This window comes from Pigmentiphaga litoralis, assembly GCF_048632615.1.
Lineage (GTDB): Bacteria > Pseudomonadota > Gammaproteobacteria > Burkholderiales > Burkholderiaceae_B > Pigmentiphaga > Pigmentiphaga litoralis_B.
Map to the genome: position 1 here is coordinate 4390704 of NZ_CP184479.1, position 18065 is coordinate 4408768.

Genomic DNA, 18065 nt, shown 5'->3' on the forward strand with positions numbered 1-18065 from the left:
CATGAGCAACGAGAAGAGTCTTCCGATTTGTATCGCCGGCGAGTGGCGGCTGGGCGGTGGTGACCGCTACGCGACCCTGTATCCGGCCACGGGCGAGCCGCATGCCTGGCTGAACGCCGCCAGCCTGGACGACGTCGAAGAAGCCATCCAGGGCGCGCACAAGGCCTTCCGCGAAAGCGGCTGGGCCCAGAAGAAGCCGCATGAACGCGCCGCCGTGCTGTATCGCGTCGCGCAGATGATCCGCGAGCGCGCCGAAGAACTGGCGCAGATGCAGCGGCTGGACAATGGCAAGCCCATCAACGAGACGCGCGGCCTGGTGGCCAGCGCCGCGGGCACCTTCCAGTTCTTTGCCGCGGCATGCGAAACCCTGGAAGAAACCATCACGCCGTCGCGCGGCGATTTCGTCACCATGAGCGTGTACGAGCCGATGGGTGTGGTGGCCGCCATCACGCCCTGGAATTCGCCGATCGCCAGCGAAGCGCAAAAGATGGCGCCCGCCCTGGCCGCCGGCAATGCCGTCGTGGTCAAACCCGCCGAGATCACCCCGCTCGCGGCCCTGGAACTGGCAAAGATCTGCGAAGCCGCCGGCGTGCCCAAGGGCATGATCAGCGTGCTGCCGGGCAAGGGCTCGGTGCTGGGCGACGCGATCACCAAGCATCCGCTGGTCAAGCGCGTATCGTTCACCGGTGGGACCACCACCGGCAAGCACATTGCCCATATTGCCGCCGACAAGATGATGCCGGTGTCGATGGAACTGGGCGGCAAGTCGCCTACCATGGTCTTTGCCGACGCCGACCTGGACCACGCCGTGAATGGCATTCTTTACGGCATCTTCAGTTCGTCGGGCGAATCATGCATTGCCGGATCGCGCCTCTTCGTCGACGCCAGCGTCTATGACGAGGTGCTGGACCGCCTGGCCGCCGGCGCCGCGCGCCTGCGCGTGGGCGACCCCGCCGACGAAAAGACCCAGATGGGTCCGCTGATCACCGCCAAGCACCGCGAATCGATCGAGCAGTACGTGGCGTTGGGCGAAAGCGAAGGCGGCCGCATCCGCACCGGCGGCGAGCGTCCAAGTGTGGCCGGGCACGAAAACGGCTACTTCTATCGTCCTACGATCATCGAAGGCCTGAACAACCAGAACCGCACGTGCCAGGAAGAAATCTTCGGCCCGGTGCTGGTCGCCATGCCTTTCAGCAACGAACGCGACCTGATCGAACAAGCCAACGACAGCGTCTACGCGCTGGCAGCCGGCATCTGGACGCGTGACTTCAAGAAGGCCTGGAAGATTGGCCGCGAAGTCCAGGCCGGAACCGTCTGGATCAACACCTACAAGCAGTTTTCCATTTCGACCCCGTTCGGCGGGTGGCGTGACAGCGGTCTGGGCCGCGAAAAAGGCCGCCTGGGCATCTTGCAATACATGGAACAGAAGGCCATGTATTGGGGCACCAACGAGCAGCCACTGGGCTGGGCAAACTGAGATGGCGCATCAGGAGAGCAACATGGATGTACTGGGCATTGACGAGATCACCTACGGCGTGGACGATCTGGCGACCTGCAAGAAGTTCTTCGCCGACTGGGGCATGACCCTGGTCGAGGAGACCGACAAGTCGCTGGTGTTCGAAACCATGAACCGTTGCCGCGTGATCGCCAAGACGACCGACTTCCCGGGCCTGCCAGCCGGCATCGAAGACGGCCCGACGCTGCGCGAAGTGGTGTGGGGCGTGTCGAGCGATGACGTCATCGCGCGCTTTACCGACATCGTGAAGAATCTGCCGGGCTACGTGAACGACAACGCCGGCCGCATCGGCTGCACCGATCCGAACGGCCTGGCGGTTCGTTTCCAGAAAACGCGCAAGATTGACGTTGCACTGGAAGTCGCTGGCATGAACACCTGGACCGACAAGTCGCGCCGCAACCAGCGCAGCCCGATCTACGAGCGCGCCACCCCGATCGAAGTGGGCCACGTCGTCTTCTTCGTGAAAGATGTGAACGCCGTCGAAAAGTTCTACACCGACAACTTCGGTTTCGTGGCTTCCGACCGTTACCCCAACAAGGGCGCCTTTCTGCGCTGCGCGCCGGAAGGCGGTCATCACGACATCTTCCTGCTGCAGCCGCCGCACGGCAAGCCGGGCCTGAACCACGTGGCGTTCGCCGTGCGCGATATCCACGAGGTGTTCGGCGGCGGCATGGCCATGTCGCGCCTTGGTTGGGAAACGCAACTGGGCCCTGGCCGCCACCCGATTTCGTCGGCCTATTTCTGGTACTTCAAGTCGCCGGCCGGCGGCCTGATCGAGTACTACGCCGATGACGACTACCTGGACGCCGAATGGGAAGCGCGTGAATTCGAACCGGGCCCGACCGTGTTTGCCGAATGGGCGATCGACGGCGGTCTGGACGGCCACACGCGCCGCCAGGTCGGCACCAAGGGTCCGGATGGCAAGTTCCTGACCGACAAGCGTTGATGTCCGACCCGAGCCCAATGATGAGCACGCCCGAATCGGCTCCAGCCGCCGCGCCGTCGCCCAATATTCTGCTGACCGTGCTGCTCAAGCACGATCAGTCGAACAACCTCGACGCCGTGCAGACCAAGCTCAAGGACGCGGACTGGTGGGAACGTTTTCCGCCCGAAGGCGTGAAGGTGGTCTCCTGGACCGTGGCCATGGGATTTGGCCAGATCGTGACGCTCGACGTGCCCGCGCACTTGCTGCCGCTGGTGAACGTCGAACTCGAACGGTCGGCCTGGGGCGTGTTCCGCACCGAATGTTTTCCAACGTATGACTTCGTCCCGGTTCGCGAACGTATCCGCGAGCGGGTGAGAAATGGAGGTAAATGATGCAAGATCGTTATCTGGAACCCCACCAGGCCCGCAAACGCGTGCCGACCGCGTACGAAAATCTGCTGGGTGATTCGCTCGAGCGCGCATTCACCAGCGGCGTTCAGGAGTTGTCGGGCCTGGTCGAATATCTGAATACCTATGGCCCGCCGGGCATGGACGCACGTCCATGGACGGAAGAGATTCTGGCCAAAGAGCTGTCGCGGCTCGCCAACTAACGCAGGAGTACGGCAATGAAGACCAAATTCCAAACGCCTGACGAGCTGTTGGCCGTCGGCCTGAAAGACCTCTGGTACCCCATCTGCCCGTCGGACTTCGTGACCGACAAGCCGATTTCGCTGCGCCGTCTTGGCCAGAAGTTCGCCATCTGGCGCGATGCCGACGGTACGGCGTACGCACTGGAAGACCACTGCCCGCACCGCGGCGCGCCGCTGTCCCAGGGCATCCCGATGGGCGACCGGATCGCCTGCGGCTACCACGGCGTTCAGATCCGCAAGGACGGCGTCGTGACCAGCGTGCCAGGCAGCCCCGGCTGCAGCCTGGAAGGCAAGCAGGCCGCGCGCTACTTTCATCTGAAGGAAGCCGCTGGCGTCATCTTCCTGTACAACAGCAGCGAACAGGTCGACACGCCGCCGCCGCTGAATCTGCCGGAACAGCTGACCGACGATTCGACTTGGTCCAACTTCCTTTGCTATGCAGAGTGGAAGGGTGACTACCGCTACGTGATCGACAACGTGATGGACCCGATGCACGGGACCTACCTGCACAAGCAGTCGCATTCCATGGCGGAAGGCTCGACGGTTGCCGAATTCGGCGTGCGCGACACGCCCACTGGCTTCATCTTCGAAAAGAAGGGCCAGCGGAACATGAATTTCGACTGGACCGAGTGGGCCGATACGGGCATCCACTACATGCTGCTCGAGATCCCCTATCCGAAGTCTGGCGGCCCCGGCGGCAGCTTCGGCATCGTCGGCATGTACACACCGATCAGCGAAAAGCTGTCCTGCGCCTTCCACTGGCGCGTTCGCCGCGTGCAAGGCTGGCAGCGGGATGCCTGGCGTTTCCTGTATCAGAACCGGCTGGAAGCCCGTCATTGGGCCGTGCTGGAACAGGACCGCGTGATGCTGGAAGAAATGGAACCCGACGCCAACGAGCGCGAGAACCTGTACCAGCATGACATCGGCATCGTGCGTCTGCGTCGCCACCTGCGCAAGCTGGCGTCGGCCCAGCTCGCGCAATTGCAAGACAAGGCGGCATGAGCACCCCCGCACCGGTCCGCCGCGTCATCGCGCCGTCGCTTCCCGAACGCGACACGATGACGTGGTCCAACTGTCTGGTGCGGGGCAACGAGATCTCGTTGTCCGGCGTCACCGCGAACCCCGAATCGACGGTCGACGCCCCGCTTGGTACGTACGAGCAGACACTGGTGATCCTGAACAAAATACGGGCCCTGGTCGAAGCCGCTGGCGGTACGGTCGAAAATATTTATAAACTGGTCATTTACGTCACCGACATCAAGGACAAGGACGAAGTCGGACGGGCCCGGAAAGAATTCTTCCAGGTGCCGTATCCTTGTTCTACCCTGGTCGGGGTGAGCGCACTTGTTTTTCCCAGCCTGACCGTGGAAATCGACGCATTTGCCAGCCTCGATTACGCCCTGCGCGCAAGCGCCTAACGCTTCCAGATATCCGTCCATGAATACCAGCTCACTCATTCCGGTCCTGATCCACACCATCCGCCACGAAGCCAAAGGCATCATCAGCATCGAGTTTCGTGCTGCCGAAGGCGGCGAACTGCCCCCGTTCGAGGCGGGTTCGCACATCGACCTGCACTTGGACAATGGTCTGGTCCGCAGCTATTCGCTCTGGAATTCGCCGAATGAGCGGAACCGTTATGTGGTGGGCGTACTGAACGACAAGAACAGCCGCGGCGGCTCGAAGTTCGTTCACGAGAACCTGCGTGTCGGCACGATCATCAAGATCTCTCCTCCGCGCAACAACTTCAAGCTGGACGAGATCGCCCCAAGGTCGGTGCTGGTGGCGGGCGGCATTGGCGTGACGCCGATCTACTGCATGTTCAACCGCCTGCGCGACCTGGGCAAGCCGGTCGAAATGCTCTACTGTGCGCGGTCCAAGGCTGAAGCGGCATTCTCGGAAGAGCTGCTGGGCCACGAAGCGCTGGTGACCACGCACTTCGACGAAGACAAGGGCGGCCCGCCTGACCTGAAAGGCTTCCTGTCGCAGCATTCGGCCGATACGCACTTCTACTGCTGCGGCCCGACGCCGATGCTGAACGCGTTCGAAGCTGCGTGCGCGGAACTGAACTTCCCCAATGTGCACGTCGAACGCTTTGCGGCGGCCGGCGAAGTGGAAGCGGCGCAGGACTCGGCCTACCGTGTCGAGCTGAAGCGCAGCAAGAAGACGCTGGACATTCCGGCCGGCAAGTCGCTGCTGGACGCGCTGCTGGACGCCGGTGTGGATTGCGACTACAGCTGCCGTGAAGGTGTGTGCGGCGCGTGCGAAACGTCGGTCATCGAAGGCGAACCCGAGCATCGCGACTCGGTCCTGACCGAACGCGAACGCGCATCGAACAAGACCATGATGGTCTGCGTGTCGGGCTGCAAGGGCAAGAGCCTGGTGCTGGATCTGTAAGGCATCTCGCGCAGGAGAAAACCGCGTTTCCTTTACAGGGACGCGGTTTTTTTCGTCCACTGATCGGGGCCGGCAGGGACAGTCAGCGGCGGACGCCGGGTCGGCGGCTCGGCAGGTCAGCAAATCAGCAAGTCAGCGGATCAGCACGCCAACATCAACATGTCAGCGGTCTTCGGCCAGGTCCGCGTCAAGAGGATGCAGCATGCCCGCAGCGTCATTGGCGTAAGGCGCCGCGCCTTCCTGCAGCGTCGTCGGCATGGCAGCTACCGGTGTCGACCCATCGAACAAGTGCGCCGGCAGGTGCTTGACCGCCTCGAAGGTCGTACCGATATGCTCGCGCAGCAAGCGCGACGCCAGTTCCGCATCGCGTGCCAGCGTGGCGTCCAGGATGCCCTGGTGTTCGTCGTGCAGATCGCGCGGGATCGGGTCACGCACGATCGTCAGCCGCCGATAGCGCTCGGCCTGCTGGTACAAAATCCCCAGGAAATGGTGCATCCACCTTGAATCGCACGCGCTGATCAGCGCCTGGTGGAATTCGCGGTTGCGCTCTTCCCATTCATTGAAGCGGCCAGGCCGGTCGACGGCCAGGCGTTCTTCCGCCCGCCGCAGGCGGTGAAAGGCGGCGATCACCCGGCTTTCCCATACATCGTCGCCCACGGCGATCGACTGCCGCAGGGCCTCGCTTTCCATCAGCATCCGGTTGCGGGTGATGTCCAGGAAGTCGTCCAGCGAAATCGGCGTGACGTGGAAGCCCCGCTGGCCATGCACGATCACCAGCGCGTCGGACACCAGCAAGGCCAGCGCCTCGCGCAGCGTACCCGCGCCCACCCCGTACGAATCCTTCAGGTGCTCCACCCGCAGGCGCGAGCCGGGCGGCAGGCGGCCTTCGATGATGTCGCGGCGCAGGCTGGCATACGCCGACCCGACCAGTGTGGTTGGGGCGGCAGCGTGCGCCAAAGGGGGCAGGGCGGCGGAGATGTCCGGCATAGTACGGAACGACGCGCAAGCATCGCAAGGCAAGGTCGATAACGCAAAGTGTAGAGGAGTTTCGGGCCGCGGGATCGAATCTAGGGAAAACCAGAAAATCTCGATAAAACGCTTTGACTTCGATATTCGCGGCGTCTATCTTATAAAAAAGCGCAGTGAACAGCGAGCGATTGTTCGCATGTCAGGAGACAGGCAGTGATTCATTTGCACGATATCCGCTACGTCCGGCTCGGCACCCCCGACCTGGATGCGTCGGTCAAATACGCCACCGACGTTCTTGGGCTGGAAGTGGCCGAGCGGTCGAACAAGACCGTCTACCTGCGGTCCGACAGCCGCGACCATACCCTTGTCTACTTCGAAGGCGACGCGCGTGACCACACCGCGGCCTTTGAAGTCGACACCGCCCGCGAACTGGACGACGCGTTGCAGACGCTGGAAAACGCGGGTGTCCGGGCCGTGCGCGGCACGGCGGAAGAAGCCGAACAGCGCCATGCGCGCGACTTCATCCGCTTCAATGACCTGTCGGGCAATCGCATCGAACTCGTGTTCGCGCCGCATCACAGCGGCCGCCGTTTCTTCGGGTCGCGCGATGCCGGCATCACCGGCTTCAGCCATATCGGCTTGCGCACGCTGGACGGCCGCCGGGACGAAGCCTTCTGGACGACATTGCTGGGCGCCAAGGTCAGCGATCGCATCGGTGACGCGGCCCTGCTGCGGATTGACGACGTCCACCACAAGATCGCGTTGTTCCCGTCCAGCTTTCCTGGCGTGCAGCACATCAATCACCAGGTCGAAAGCATCGACGACGTCATGCGCGCGTACTACATCCTGCGCGAGCGCAATATCCCGATCCGCTTCGGCCCTGGCCGTCATCCCACATCCGGCGCCATGTTCCTGTACTTCGAGGGGCCGGACAGCATGATCTATGAGTACTCCACCGGCGTGCGCATGATCACCGAAGAAGACGAAAAGACCTACCGTCCGCGCGACTTCCCCATGGTGCCGTCGTCGTTCTGCATGTGGGGATCGCGCCCCGATATCCCGGAATTCAAGACATGACCGACTTCCAAGCCGACGCAGTCAGCCCCGAAGCGGGGGCCGTGCCGACCGCCCGCCAGCAAAGCCTGGTGCGCGCTGCGGCCAGGGCTTTGTCCCGCGCGGGCCTGGTGCATGCCTACGGCCATTGCAGCCTGCGGCTGGACGCCGATTCCTTTCTGGTATGCGCGGCCCGCCCCATGGGGTTGATCGACCCGACCGAAGACGGCGTGGTCGTACCGGTCAACGGGGAATTGCCCGACGGCGTGCTGGGCGAGGTGCGCATCCACCAGCAGATCTACCAGCGCCGGCCCGACGTGCAATCCGTGATCCGCAGCATGCCGCGCGACGTCATGACCCTATCGGCGGCAGGCATCACGCCGTCGCCCCGGCATGGCATGGGTTCGTACTTTTCGCCGGTCGTGCCGCTGTGGCAAGACCCGCAGCTGATCCGCACCGAAGCCCAGGCGGCGGGCGTGGCCAGCACGCTGGGGGCGGGGCCGGCGGTAGTCATGCAAGGCAATGGCACCGTGATCGCGGCACCGTCGATCCAAGAGGCGGTGGTGCTGACCTGGTACCTGGAAGACGCCGCGCGCATCGAATTGCAACTGCGCGCCGCCGGCTTGGCGGATGCCCCTGGACTGACGCCGGACCAGTGCGCGCAGCGGGCCACGCGCGCCGGGCGGATTTTTGAACGGATGTGGGAATACCTGTGCGCCGGCGATCCGGAATTCGCAGAGGTCCTTTAATTTTGGAGTGAGCAAGGCAATGAGCGATTTCCGGAACTTCATCAACGGCGAGTGGGTGTCGACAGGCAAGACATTCGAAAACCGCAATCCTGTCGACAACAGCCTGATCGGCATGGTGCACGAAGCCGGCAAGGCCGAAGTCGGGGCGGCGGTGGATGCTGCCCGCGCCGCATTGAAAGGGCCGTGGGGCAAGCTCAAGGTCGAAGACCGGGTCGAGCTGCTGCACGCGATCGCCGACGGCATCAACGCCAACTTCGATGAATTCCTGGCGGCTGAAATGGCGGACACGGGCAAGCCGCACGGGCTGGCCAGCCACGTCGACATTCCGCGCGGCGCCGCCAACTTCAAGGTGTTTGCCGACCTGATCCGCAATGTGCCAACCGAAAGCTTCGGCATGGACACTCCGGACGGCGGCCATGCCATCAACTACGCAGTGCGCGCGCCGCGCGGCGTGATTGGCGTGGTGTGTCCCTGGAACCTGCCGCTGCTGCTGATGACCTGGAAGGTGGGTCCCGCACTGGCGACCGGCAACACGGTCGTGGTCAAGCCGTCCGAAGAAACGCCGGCCACTGCGACGCTGCTTGGCAAGGTCATGAACGACGTGGGCGTGCCGGCCGGTGTCTACAACGTCGTGCACGGCTTCGGTCCGGATTCGGCGGGTGAATTCCTGACGACGCATCCGGGTGTGGACGGCATCACCTTCACCGGCGAAACGCGCACGGGCGAAGCCATCATGCGCGCCGCGGCCACGGGTGTCCGTCCGGTGTCCTTCGAACTGGGCGGCAAGAACGCCGGCATCGTGTTCGCCGATTGCGACTTCGACAAGGCCGTGGCGGGGATTGCCCGCTCCACGTTCGAAAACAGCGGCCAGGTCTGCCTGGGCACGGAACGGGTGTACGTCCAGCGTCCGATCTTTGAAAAGTTCGTGGCGGCGCTCAAGCAGCGTGCCGAAGGCTTCAAGCTGGGAGACCCGAACGACCACAGCACGAACTTCGGTCCGCTGGTGTCGCAGGAACATCGCCGCAAGGTGCTGAGCTACTACGACAAGGCGCGTGCCGAAGGCGCAACCATCGTGACCGGCGGCGGCGTGCCGACCATGCCGGGCCGCATGTCCGAAGGCGCCTGGGTGCAGCCCACCATCTGGACCGGCCTGCCGCAGACGGCGTCGGTGATTCGCGAAGAAATCTTCGGGCCCTGCTGTCACATCAGCCCCTTCGACACCGAAGACGAAGTCGTCAACATGGCGAACGCCACGCCCTACGGCCTGGCGGCCACGGTATGGACACAGGACGTCAGCGTGGCGCATCGCATGGGCCGCGCCCTGGAAGTGGGCATCTGTTGGGTCAACTCCTGGTTCCTGCGCGATCTGCGGACGTCGTTTGGCGGTGCCAAGCAGTCCGGCATCGGCCGCGAAGGCGGCGTGCACTCGCTGGAGTTCTACACCGAATTGCGCAACGTCTGCATCAAGCTCTGATGATCGTGCGGCGGTCGGGTCGACGCCGCAGTCCCTTTTGTTTTGCTAGGAGCACCGCATGCCCCTGATCCAGGTCCAATTGATGGAAGGCCGCACCGATGAACAGTGCGCGGCATTGATCGAAGCACTGACCGAGGCCGCGCATACATCGATCGGCGCACCACGCGAGTCGGTGCGCGTCACGCTCATCGAAATACCCAAGACGCATTTCGGCATTGCCGGCAAGACGGCAAAGGCCCTGGGCCGCTGACGCGGACCCGCAAAAAAACCATAACAACACAGACGGAGACACACCATGACATCCACCACCAAGGCTTTGGTGATGGCCGGCTTGCTGCTGGCCGCAGGATCGGCGCAAGCCGACATCAAGATCGGTTTTTCGGCCGTCATGTCCGGCCCGCAGGCCGCGCAAGGGCAGGACCAGTACGACGGTTTCATGCTCGCGGTCGAACAATTGGGCGGCAAGTTCGGCGACCAGAAGGTCAGCGTCGTCAATGAAGACGACCAGCTCAAGCCAGACGTCGGCTCGCAGATCCTGCAAAAATTCCTGGAGCGCGACAAGGTCGACGCGGTCGTCGGACTCGGGTATTCCAACATCCTGATGGCGCAGACGCGCCGCATCAAGGAGTCCGGCGTGGTGGCGATCTCGACCGTGGCCGGCCCCGCCCCGATCGCAGGCAAGATGTGCATGCCCAACTTGTTTGTGATGGGCTGGCAGAACGACGGCATGTCCGAAGCCATGGGCCAGTACGTCAAGGACAAGGGCTACAAGAACGTCTATCTGATGTCGTCGAACTACCAGGCAGGCAAGGACAAGCTGGCGGGCTTCAAGCGGTACTACGGCGGCCCTGTCGCCAACGAGGTCTACACGCCACTGGGCCAGCTCGATTATTCGGCCGAGATCTCACAGCTGCAGACCGCCAAGCCCGACGCCCTGTTCGCGTTCTACACCGGCGCCATCGGCGTGAACGTGGTGCGCCAATTGAGCCAGGCCGGCCTGATGGGCAAGCTGCCGTTCTTTTCCGACAGCCTGATCGAAGCCAATACCCTGGCCGCAATGAAGAACTCGGCCATCGGCGCCATCTATGGCTCGCCTTGGGCCACCGTGCTCGACAACCCGCAGAACAAGAAATTCGTCGAAGGCTTCAAGGCCAAGTACCAGCGCACGCCGTCCGAATACGCGGTCAACGGCTATGACGCGGCCTATCTGCTCGACGCCGCCGTGCGCAAACTGAATGGCAAGGTATCCGACAAGAAGGCGTTTGCCGAGGCGGTCAAATCCGTGGGCGGCAGCTTCCCGACCGTGCGCGGCAAGTTCCGCTTCAACACGAACAACATGCCGGTGCAGAACTACTACGCCTTCGAGATCGTGCCGCAGGGCGACAGCTTCGCCGTCAAGCAACTGGCGCAGGTGTTCACGGATCACCAGGACGCCTACGTCAACGAGTGCAAGCCTTGATGGGACCGGCGCAAGGGCAACGCATTCTTGCGCCGCACGTCTAACCTTTACGGAAGCCAGCCATGATCAGTTCGCTGTTTCTGTCGCAGTTGCTCAACGGGGTGCAACTCGGCGTGCTGCTGTTCCTGCTGTCGTCAGGTCTGACCCTGATCTTCGGCATCATGAACTTCATCAACCTTGCGCATGGGTCGCTGTACATGGTGGGCGCCTTTGTCGGCGCCGCCAGCTTCAATGCCAGCGGATCCTTCACGTTCGCCATCGTGGCGGCCATCATCTCCAGCGGGCTGGTGGGGCTGCTGCTCGAACACATGGTGGCACGGCCGCTGTACCGCTATGACCACCTGTACCAGGTGCTCGCCACATTCGGCCTGATGATGTTCTTCAATGAACTGGCGATCGTCACCTTCGGCAATCGCCCGTACTACGCGGCGATTCCCGAGAGCCTGGGCGGCGCCATTTCGGTGTTCGGTGCGCCCTATCCGGTGTACCGCATCCTGATCATCGCGGTCGGCGTGCTGGTGGCGCTGGGGGCGTGGTTCCTGATCCAGAAGACCCGCTTCGGCATGCTGGTGCGGGCCGGAGCCAGCAATGCGTCCATGGTGAGCGTACTGGGCGCCAATGTGGACCTGCTCAAGAAATCGCTGTTCATGCTGGGCGCGGGCCTGGCCGGACTGGCGGGTGCGCTGGCCGGTCCCATCCTGTCCGTGCAGTCGGGCATGGGGGAGCCCGTGCTGATCCTGGCGTTGGTCGTGATCGTGGTCGGCGGCATCGGCTCGATCCGTGGCGCCCTGGTTGCCGCCATGGTGATTGCCATCATCGACACCCTGGGCCGCGCCTATCTGCCAAGCATGCTTGGCAAGCTGATGCTGCCTTCGGCTGCCAATGCAGTGGGGCCTGCCCTTGCGTCCATGCTGATCTACGTGCTGATGGCGCTGGTACTCGCCTTCCGTCCCAATGGCCTCATTTCAGCCGCCCGCCGCTGATCTCTTGCAAGGACGTTTTCGATGACTCGATCCAAGTTCGGGGCCTGGGTGATACCAGTGCTCTTCCTTCTGCTCGCCATCGTGCCCTTCGTGGCGAATGCCATTGGCGAACCCTTCTACGTCACCTTCTTTGCGCGGGTCCTGGTGTATGCCCTGGCCGCAAGTGCGCTCAACGTCGTGCTTGGCTTTGCCGGACTGGTCAGCTTCGGCCACGCGCTGTTCATCGGGCTGGGGTGCTATGCGGTCGGCATTCTGGGCTTCTATGACGTGACCAGCGGCTGGGCGCAGCTGGGCGTGTGTGTGCTGGTATGCGCCGCGGTGGCGCTGGTCATCGGCAGCGTGTGCCTGCGCACGTCGGGCATCGGCTTCATCATGATCACCCTGGCTTTCGCGCAAATGTTCTACTTCCTGATGGTCAGCATGACGACTTTCGGGGGGATGACGGCCTGAACATCAATGCACCCAGCAATTTCAGCGGCTTCGAACTCAGCGGCAGCACCGAGGTGTACTGGGCCGCGTGGGCGGTGTTGCTGGTCACCACCGTCGTCATGGCCCGGTTCAAGCGCTCGCCTTTCGGTATGGTTCTGCGCGCCACGCACATCAACCCCCGCCGCGTGAATGCCTTCGGGTATTCGGTGTTCCGCGTGCAGTTGCTGGCCTATGTGTTCTCGGGCGTCATCACCGGCATCTCGGGCTTCCTGCTTGCCAACCTGACGGCGTTTGCGTCGCCCAGCTACATGTCGTGGCAGATGTCGGGCGACCTGATCGTCATGATCGTGATCGGTGGCATCGGCCTGGTGACGGGGCCGATTCTGGGCACGGTCGTGTTCCTGGTGCTCGAAGAAATGTTCAAGGGCATCACCCAGCACTGGATGCTGCTGATGGGCCCGATCATCGTGCTGATCGCGCTGCTGGGAAAAGACGGGTTCTCATGGGTCAAGCGTTTCAAGCGGCCCGACGTTCCCGGCCGGCAGCCTGCGGCCACCGTGTCGGCCGCGTCACACGGCGCGCCGGTGAACGCGCCCCTGGGCGCACCCGGCGTTGCCCCCGTTGCAGGAGAAACGCCATGAGCGCATTGGGATTGCAGACCACGGACCTGACCAAACGCTTCGGCGGGCTCAAGGCGACCGACCGTGTGTCGCTGTCCATCGAACCGGGCGAACTGCACGCCATCATCGGCCCGAACGGTGCAGGCAAGACCACCTTGATCAACCTGCTGACAGGTGAACTGCGGTCCGACGGCGGCCAGATCCGGATCGGCAGCAACGATGTGACCGGCAAGCCCATCCAGCAGCGCGTCAGCCTGGGGCTGCTGCGGTCGTACCAGATCACGTCGATCTTCGACAGCTTCACGGTCAGCGAGAACGTCTGCATTGCCGCCATGCGCAAGCGCGGCGTGCGATTCGCGATCTGGAGGCCGATGTCGGGAGATGCCGAACTGGTGGCCAAGGCACGCGCGATCATCGAGCGTTGCCGCCTGGGCGATGTCGAGCACACCGTTGTCGCCAACCTCGCGTACGGCCAGCGGCGTCGGCTCGAAATCGCAATGGCGCTGGCGGCGGAGCCCAACATCCTGCTGCTCGACGAACCCATGGCTGGCATGAGCGCCGCCGAGGGCGCCGGCGCGATCGAATTGCTGCGGTCATTGAAGGGGCAGTACACGATCCTGCTTGTCGAACACGACATGCATGCGGTGTTCTCGCTGGCCGATCGCATCAGCGTGCTGGTGTACGGCAAGATCGTCGCCACCGGCGGTATCGATGAGATCCGCAACCATCCCGATGTGCGCCGCGCCTATCTGGGCGATGACGAAGACGCCTGACGCAAGGAGACCGCATGCTTTCCATCCAACACCTTGCCGCCAAGTACGACAGCTGCCAGGCGCTTTTCGACGTGGACCTGGAAGTCGGGCGCGGCGACGTCGTCGGGCTGATCGGCCGCAACGGCATGGGCCGCACCACTGTCATCAACTGCCTGTTCGGGCTGCTGCGGCCGTCGGCGGGCACCATCCGCTTCAACGACCAGCCCTTGAACGGCATGGCGCCGTACCGCGTGGGACGCCTGGGCATCTCGCTGGTGCCCGAAGGCCGGCAGATCTTCCCGACGCTCACCATCGAAGAAAATCTGATCGCCACCGCCAAACATGACGGCAGCGCCTCGCAATGGACGCTAGCCAAGATCTACGAACTGTTTCCGCGCCTCAAAGAGCGGCGGTCCAACCTGGGCACGCAACTGTCGGGTGGCGAACAGCAAATGCTGGCGATCGGCCGCGCGCTCATGACCAATCCCAAACTGTTGGTGCTGGATGAAGCCACGGAAGGGCTGGCCCCCATTGTGCGCGCCGAGATCTGGAGCGTCCTGGCGCGGCTGAAAAGCGAGGGCCTGACGATGATCGTGGTCGACAAGAACACCAAGGCGCTGATGCGCCTGTCGGACAGCAACTTCATTCTGGATAAAGGCACTACGGTGTGGCGAGGGACGTCGGAGGAATTGGCGGCGCGCCCGGAATTGATCGAACGCTATGTGGGAGTTTGAGTCGATGAGGCTGGAGAACAAGACCGCGCTCGTCACCGGCGCAGCGGGCGGGATCGGCCTGGCCATCGCTCGGCGGTATGCGGCCGAGGGCGCCAACGTCGTCATGGTCGATCGCAACGCCGAGCGCCTGATGGCATCGGTGGACACCACGCAAGGCGAAGTCCGCGGCCTGGCCGCCGACGTCACCCAGCCCGATGACGTGGACCGAATGGTCGCCCTGTGCGAAACGGAATTCGGCGGGCTGGACATTTGCGTCTGCAACGCCGGCGTCATCCGTGCGGCGGAATTCCTGGACCTCGAACTGGCCGACCTCGACTTCGTCCTGAACGTGAATGTGCGCGGCGCCTTCCTGACCGCCCAACGGGCCGCGCGCGCCATGGTGCGGCAAGGGCAGGGCGGCAGCCTCATCATGCTGTCCTCCATGACCGCCGAACTCGCCATGTCGAACCAGCTGGCCTACGGCGCCAGCAAGGGCGCGGTGCGCCAGATGACCAAGGCGATGGCACTGGCCATGGCGCCCCACGGCGTGCGCGTGAACGCCCTGGGTCCGGGCAGCATTGATACGGAGATCATGGCCACGATCAGCAACAACCCGGAAAACCTGCGCAAGGTCCTGTCGCGCATTCCCATGACCCGCCTGGGCCGGCCCGATGAAATCGCAGGGGTGGCGCTGTTCCTGGCCAGCGAAGATTCGAGCTACGTCACGGGCCAGACCATCTACGCCGACGGCGGCCGGCTGGCGTTGAACTACAACGTGGACGTGCCGGAGGACGCGGTGCAGTGAACGCAAGGCAGATACTTTGAAAAAAGCCGGCAAGCGCCGGCTTTTTTGCCCGACATTGTCGTCTGAGGCAATAGGACCGGTCTGTCCTGCTAGGACACGCGCAACCGTTGAAGGGCGTTTATCTTGATTGCAAGAGACCCTTCCGTTCTCATTGACTCAACAGGGCTGAGTGCTGCATTAACCTACTAGGTTATAATTTCGTGGAAAAGTCTGTCCCGCATACCAAGCTGTCTTCAGTCAAGGCACTCGTCCGAGCAGGTCAAGTGCTTGCCACAAGTTCAGCGCTCTTCGGTGCCGCCTACCTGAGCATGTCCTATTCCGACATGGTTGATGTGTTGCTCGGACTGACCCCGAAGGATTTCTACAAGAGCATGACGACCTATGGTGACCATCGGATCTGGCAAGACGTGTACCGGCCAGTCGTTGCGGTGGGACGGGTTTACGTGAAAATCACGGTATCTGCGAACGTCGTGATCGTGTCCTTTAAGGAGCTTTGATCGTGAAGTGTCCCGCTTGTGGTGTGGCAGACCTGGTCTTTGAAACCCGCGACCTTCCCTACGTGTACCGTGGGGTGGCGACGGTCATTCCGGACGTGGCCGGCCAACGTTGCCCGGCGTGTTGCGAGCAGGTGTTGGATACCGTCGAGGCCGCTCGTGTAAGTGACTCGATGCTCGCGTTCAACCGGCAGGTAAACGCATCTATCGTGGATCCGCGTTATATCGCTGATGTGCGCAAAAAACTGGCACTTGACCAACGTGAAGCCGCCGAGATTTTCGGTGGCGGTGTGAATGCATTTTCACGCTACGAGACCGGCAAGACCAAACCTCCACTGGCGCTTATCAAGCTGTTGAAAGTGCTCGATCGTCATCCGGAGTTACTGGACGAAATCCGGACCGCATGATCCAGATGCACGCTGCGCGCAGGCTGCCACGCCAGTTCCATTCAAATAAAGCTTTCGGGCGACCGTAGGGGTATCCAGCGGGCTGCGCCCGAATGCCTCCCCTGACAAACACGGCCGGCACCCTGCCGGCCTTTTTGTTCTCCGGTTACTCTTGATCCATCCATTGCTGCACCGAAGCAACGCGGCGGAAAACGAGACCCGTCCGTTTTCCGGCTGCCTAGCCGTGCGCCATCCCCAGGAGAACCGATTGCTGTCGAACCCGCCCCTGTCGCCGACTTTCTTCGCTGTGCCCGACGCCGCCCGCTATGCCTTGCGCAACGTCCGCATGCCGACCTGTCTGACCGAGCTGTCCGTACTGACTGGCGAGAAGGACCAGGCTGACCTGTCTGATGTCGACCTGCTGATCGACAGCGGCCGCATCGCCGGCGTCCAACCCGCGGGCGCGTTGCCTGCTGAGCTGGGTCCCGACCTGGATCATTCCATGGTGCTGCCGGGCATGATCGATTGCCACACGCATCTGGACAAGGGCCATATTTCGCCACGCAAGCCGAACGCAACCGGCGATTTTCCTGGCGCCTCCAAGGCCACCGGCGAAGACCGCGTCGCCAACTGGCATGCCGAAGACGTGCGCCGGCGCATGGAATTCGGTCTGATGACGGCCTATGCCAAAGGCGTTGTCGCGATCCGCACCCACCTGGATTCGCTGGAGCCCCAGGCGGCCATCTCGTTCCCGGTCTTCAAGGAGATGCGCGCGCAGTGGGCCGGCCGCATTGATCTGCAGGCTTCATCGATCGCTCCCATCGACATCTTTCTGACCGACGAAGGCTGCCGTCTTGCCGACATCGTGGCCGATGCCGGCGGCAACCTTGGCTGCGTGACCCGTTTTCGCAGCCTGCCGAATACCCTGGTCAGCCGGAGTTTGACGTCGCCATGAAGAACATCTTTGCACTGGCGACCGAGCGAGGCCTGAACCTAGACCTGCATGTCGATGAGTCGGGCGACGTAGAAGCACGCACCCTGCTGCGCGTCGCCCAGCTGGCGGTCGAGGTCGGTTTTACCGGCCGCATTCTGTGCGGCCATTGCTGCTCCCTGGCGCTGCAGGAAGACAGCGTCATCGAGCAAACCCTGGCGGCCTGCGCCGCCGCCCGCATCGACATCGTGAGTCTGCCCACGGTCAACATGTACCTGCAATCGCGTACCCACGGCGTGACCCTCGCTGGCGCGGCGTGACCCTGCTGCACGAAATGCGCGCCCGCGGCTTGCGTGTGGCGGTGGGCGGCGACAACTGCCGCGATCCGTTCCATGCTTACGGCGACCACGACATGCTCGACACCTTTACCCAGGCCGTCAAGATCGGGCAACTGGACCACCCGATCGGCGACTGGATCACCGCCGCCACCTGCAACCCCGCCGACATCATGGGCCTGACCGGCCGCGGACGCGTCCGGGCCGGCGACGCCGCCGATCTGATCGTGCTGCGCGCGCGCGATTACTCGGAAATGCTGTCACGCTTCCAGGCGGACCGGGTGGTTTTGCGGGCCGGGAAGGCGATTGACACCCGGCTGCCCGATTACCGGATGCTGGACGATCTGATGGTGGCGTGAGGGGGTGGACACCTTCGTCCCACTCAACTGTTACAGCGGCGGCCTTGCCGCTGCCTCTGTCGCCCACTGG

Annotated in this window: 24 protein-coding genes; 23 read left to right on the top strand and 1 reads right to left on the bottom strand. The window is 63.1% G+C overall.

Annotation, left to right across the window (positions count from 1 at the left end; all coding sequences use genetic code 11):
* The first annotated feature begins 1 nt into the window (after position 1).
* The 7 genes from ACNANG_RS20240 to ACNANG_RS20270 are packed head-to-tail and all read left to right on the top strand — an operon-like array spanning position 2 to position 5484.
* On the top strand, positions 2-1477 hold the full coding sequence (locus tag ACNANG_RS20240; RefSeq protein WP_420224513.1) for an aldehyde dehydrogenase: 1476 nt from the start codon (positions 2-4) through the stop codon (positions 1475-1477).
* Between the two features lie 22 nt (positions 1478-1499).
* On the top strand, positions 1500-2462 hold the full coding sequence (locus tag ACNANG_RS20245; protein ID WP_420224514.1) for a VOC family protein: 963 nt from the start codon (positions 1500-1502) through the stop codon (positions 2460-2462).
* 20 nt (positions 2463-2482) lie between these two features.
* A complete protein-coding gene (locus ACNANG_RS20250; protein ID WP_420227606.1) occupies positions 2483-2833 on the top strand; it encodes a hypothetical protein in 351 nt (116 codons plus the stop codon).
* Positions 2830-3051 (top strand): recombinase-like helix-turn-helix domain-containing protein, encoded by a 222-nt coding sequence (locus ACNANG_RS20255; protein ID WP_420224515.1) that lies wholly within the window; start codon positions 2830-2832, stop codon positions 3049-3051. Before ACNANG_RS20250 ends, ACNANG_RS20255 begins: the two co-directional genes overlap by 4 nt.
* 15 nt (positions 3052-3066) lie before the next feature.
* Positions 3067-4092 (top strand): Rieske 2Fe-2S domain-containing protein, encoded by a 1026-nt coding sequence (locus ACNANG_RS20260; protein WP_420224516.1) that lies wholly within the window; start codon positions 3067-3069, stop codon positions 4090-4092.
* Positions 4089-4508 carry a RidA family protein gene (locus tag ACNANG_RS20265; RefSeq protein ID WP_420224517.1) on the top strand — a complete coding sequence of 140 codons (420 nt, stop codon included), beginning with the start codon at positions 4089-4091 and terminating at the stop codon, positions 4506-4508. Before ACNANG_RS20260 ends, ACNANG_RS20265 begins: the two co-directional genes overlap by 4 nt.
* Before the next feature lie 19 nt (positions 4509-4527).
* On the top strand, positions 4528-5484 hold the full coding sequence (locus ACNANG_RS20270) for a PDR/VanB family oxidoreductase (RefSeq protein ID WP_420224518.1): 957 nt from the start codon (positions 4528-4530) through the stop codon (positions 5482-5484).
* A 162-nt stretch (positions 5485-5646) separates the two neighbouring features.
* On the opposite strand, the gene ACNANG_RS20275 is transcribed toward ACNANG_RS20270, so the two are convergent.
* The gene (locus tag ACNANG_RS20275) at positions 5647-6471 is read right to left on the bottom strand and encodes a GntR family transcriptional regulator (RefSeq protein WP_420224519.1); all 825 of its coding nucleotides are present in this window, start codon (positions 6469-6471) and stop codon (positions 5647-5649) included.
* A 195-nt stretch (positions 6472-6666) separates the two neighbouring features.
* Here ACNANG_RS20275 and ACNANG_RS20280 point away from each other — a divergent pair, with 195 nt between their 5' ends.
* From ACNANG_RS20280 to ACNANG_RS20355, 16 genes are all read left to right on the top strand, one after another.
* Complete coding sequence (locus ACNANG_RS20280; RefSeq protein ID WP_420224520.1) at positions 6667-7530, top strand: VOC family protein; 864 nt, start codon at positions 6667-6669, stop codon at positions 7528-7530.
* Positions 7527-8255 (top strand): class II aldolase/adducin family protein, encoded by a 729-nt coding sequence (locus ACNANG_RS20285; protein ID WP_420224521.1) that lies wholly within the window; start codon positions 7527-7529, stop codon positions 8253-8255. The genes ACNANG_RS20280 and ACNANG_RS20285 overlap by 4 nt, the downstream gene beginning before the upstream one ends.
* A gap of 19 nt (positions 8256-8274) precedes the next feature.
* Positions 8275-9729: a 2-hydroxymuconic semialdehyde dehydrogenase gene (locus ACNANG_RS20290; protein ID WP_420224522.1), complete on the top strand. Its 1455-nt coding sequence runs from the start codon at positions 8275-8277 to the stop codon at positions 9727-9729.
* Positions 9730-9787: 58 nt separating this feature from the next.
* Positions 9788-9979, top strand: a complete 192-nt coding sequence (locus ACNANG_RS20295) for a 2-hydroxymuconate tautomerase (protein WP_420224523.1) — start codon at positions 9788-9790, stop codon at positions 9977-9979.
* A 45-nt stretch (positions 9980-10024) separates the two neighbouring features.
* Complete coding sequence (locus ACNANG_RS20300; RefSeq protein WP_420224524.1) at positions 10025-11188, top strand: ABC transporter substrate-binding protein; 1164 nt, start codon at positions 10025-10027, stop codon at positions 11186-11188.
* Positions 11189-11250: 62 nt separating this feature from the next.
* Positions 11251-12171 (top strand): branched-chain amino acid ABC transporter permease, encoded by a 921-nt coding sequence (locus ACNANG_RS20305; protein ID WP_420224525.1) that lies wholly within the window; start codon positions 11251-11253, stop codon positions 12169-12171.
* Between the two features lie 21 nt (positions 12172-12192).
* Positions 12193-12621, top strand: a complete 429-nt coding sequence (locus ACNANG_RS20310; protein WP_420224526.1) for an ABC transporter permease subunit — start codon at positions 12193-12195, stop codon at positions 12619-12621.
* A 53-nt stretch (positions 12622-12674) separates the two neighbouring features.
* Positions 12675-13241: a branched-chain amino acid ABC transporter permease gene (locus ACNANG_RS20315; protein WP_420224527.1), complete on the top strand. Its 567-nt coding sequence runs from the start codon at positions 12675-12677 to the stop codon at positions 13239-13241.
* The gene (locus ACNANG_RS20320) at positions 13238-13993 is read left to right on the top strand and encodes an ABC transporter ATP-binding protein (RefSeq protein WP_420224528.1); all 756 of its coding nucleotides are present in this window, start codon (positions 13238-13240) and stop codon (positions 13991-13993) included. The genes ACNANG_RS20315 and ACNANG_RS20320 overlap by 4 nt, the downstream gene beginning before the upstream one ends.
* Positions 13994-14007: 14 nt before the next feature.
* Positions 14008-14706 carry an ABC transporter ATP-binding protein gene (locus ACNANG_RS20325; protein ID WP_420224529.1) on the top strand — a complete coding sequence of 233 codons (699 nt, stop codon included), beginning with the start codon at positions 14008-14010 and terminating at the stop codon, positions 14704-14706.
* 4 nt (positions 14707-14710) lie between these two features.
* Complete coding sequence (locus ACNANG_RS20330) at positions 14711-15490, top strand: SDR family NAD(P)-dependent oxidoreductase (RefSeq protein ID WP_420224530.1); 780 nt, start codon at positions 14711-14713, stop codon at positions 15488-15490.
* A gap of 200 nt (positions 15491-15690) precedes the next feature.
* The gene (locus ACNANG_RS20335) at positions 15691-15987 is read left to right on the top strand and encodes a type II toxin-antitoxin system MqsR family toxin (protein WP_420224531.1); all 297 of its coding nucleotides are present in this window, start codon (positions 15691-15693) and stop codon (positions 15985-15987) included.
* 2 nt (positions 15988-15989) lie between these two features.
* Entirely contained in the window at positions 15990-16391 is a 402-nt protein-coding gene (locus ACNANG_RS20340; protein ID WP_420224532.1) for a type II toxin-antitoxin system MqsA family antitoxin, read from the top strand.
* 247 nt (positions 16392-16638) lie between these two features.
* Positions 16639-17325, top strand: coding sequence for a hypothetical protein (locus tag ACNANG_RS20345; RefSeq protein WP_420224533.1), 687 nt, complete (start codon positions 16639-16641; stop codon positions 17323-17325).
* Positions 17262-17621 (top strand): amidohydrolase family protein, encoded by a 360-nt coding sequence (locus tag ACNANG_RS20350; RefSeq protein WP_420227607.1) that lies wholly within the window; start codon positions 17262-17264, stop codon positions 17619-17621. Before ACNANG_RS20345 ends, ACNANG_RS20350 begins: the two co-directional genes overlap by 64 nt.
* A complete protein-coding gene (locus tag ACNANG_RS20355) occupies positions 17618-17995 on the top strand; it encodes an amidohydrolase family protein (protein WP_420224534.1) in 378 nt (125 codons plus the stop codon). The genes ACNANG_RS20350 and ACNANG_RS20355 overlap by 4 nt, the downstream gene beginning before the upstream one ends.
* Positions 17996-18065 lie beyond the last annotated feature (70 nt).

Coding starts and splice junctions, on each gene's coding strand:
- ACNANG_RS20240 (WP_420224513.1), top strand. CDS start 2: ATGAGCAACGAGAAGAGTCTTCCGATTTGTATCGCCGGCGAGTGGCGG.
- ACNANG_RS20245 (WP_420224514.1), top strand. CDS start 1,500: ATGGATGTACTGGGCATTGACGAGATCACCTACGGCGTGGACGATCTG.
- ACNANG_RS20250 (WP_420227606.1), top strand. CDS start 2,483: ATGAGCACGCCCGAATCGGCTCCAGCCGCCGCGCCGTCGCCCAATATT.
- ACNANG_RS20255 (WP_420224515.1), top strand. CDS start 2,830: ATGATGCAAGATCGTTATCTGGAACCCCACCAGGCCCGCAAACGCGTG.
- ACNANG_RS20260 (WP_420224516.1), top strand. CDS start 3,067: ATGAAGACCAAATTCCAAACGCCTGACGAGCTGTTGGCCGTCGGCCTG.
- ACNANG_RS20265 (WP_420224517.1), top strand. CDS start 4,089: ATGAGCACCCCCGCACCGGTCCGCCGCGTCATCGCGCCGTCGCTTCCC.
- ACNANG_RS20270 (WP_420224518.1), top strand. CDS start 4,528: ATGAATACCAGCTCACTCATTCCGGTCCTGATCCACACCATCCGCCAC.
- ACNANG_RS20275 (WP_420224519.1), bottom strand. CDS start 6,471: ATGCCGGACATCTCCGCCGCCCTGCCCCCTTTGGCGCACGCTGCCGCC.
- ACNANG_RS20285 (WP_420224521.1), top strand. CDS start 7,527: ATGACCGACTTCCAAGCCGACGCAGTCAGCCCCGAAGCGGGGGCCGTG.
- ACNANG_RS20290 (WP_420224522.1), top strand. CDS start 8,275: ATGAGCGATTTCCGGAACTTCATCAACGGCGAGTGGGTGTCGACAGGC.
- ACNANG_RS20295 (WP_420224523.1), top strand. CDS start 9,788: ATGCCCCTGATCCAGGTCCAATTGATGGAAGGCCGCACCGATGAACAG.
- ACNANG_RS20300 (WP_420224524.1), top strand. CDS start 10,025: ATGACATCCACCACCAAGGCTTTGGTGATGGCCGGCTTGCTGCTGGCC.
- ACNANG_RS20305 (WP_420224525.1), top strand. CDS start 11,251: ATGATCAGTTCGCTGTTTCTGTCGCAGTTGCTCAACGGGGTGCAACTC.
- ACNANG_RS20310 (WP_420224526.1), top strand. CDS start 12,193: ATGACTCGATCCAAGTTCGGGGCCTGGGTGATACCAGTGCTCTTCCTT.
- ACNANG_RS20320 (WP_420224528.1), top strand. CDS start 13,238: ATGAGCGCATTGGGATTGCAGACCACGGACCTGACCAAACGCTTCGGC.
- ACNANG_RS20325 (WP_420224529.1), top strand. CDS start 14,008: ATGCTTTCCATCCAACACCTTGCCGCCAAGTACGACAGCTGCCAGGCG.
- ACNANG_RS20330 (WP_420224530.1), top strand. CDS start 14,711: ATGAGGCTGGAGAACAAGACCGCGCTCGTCACCGGCGCAGCGGGCGGG.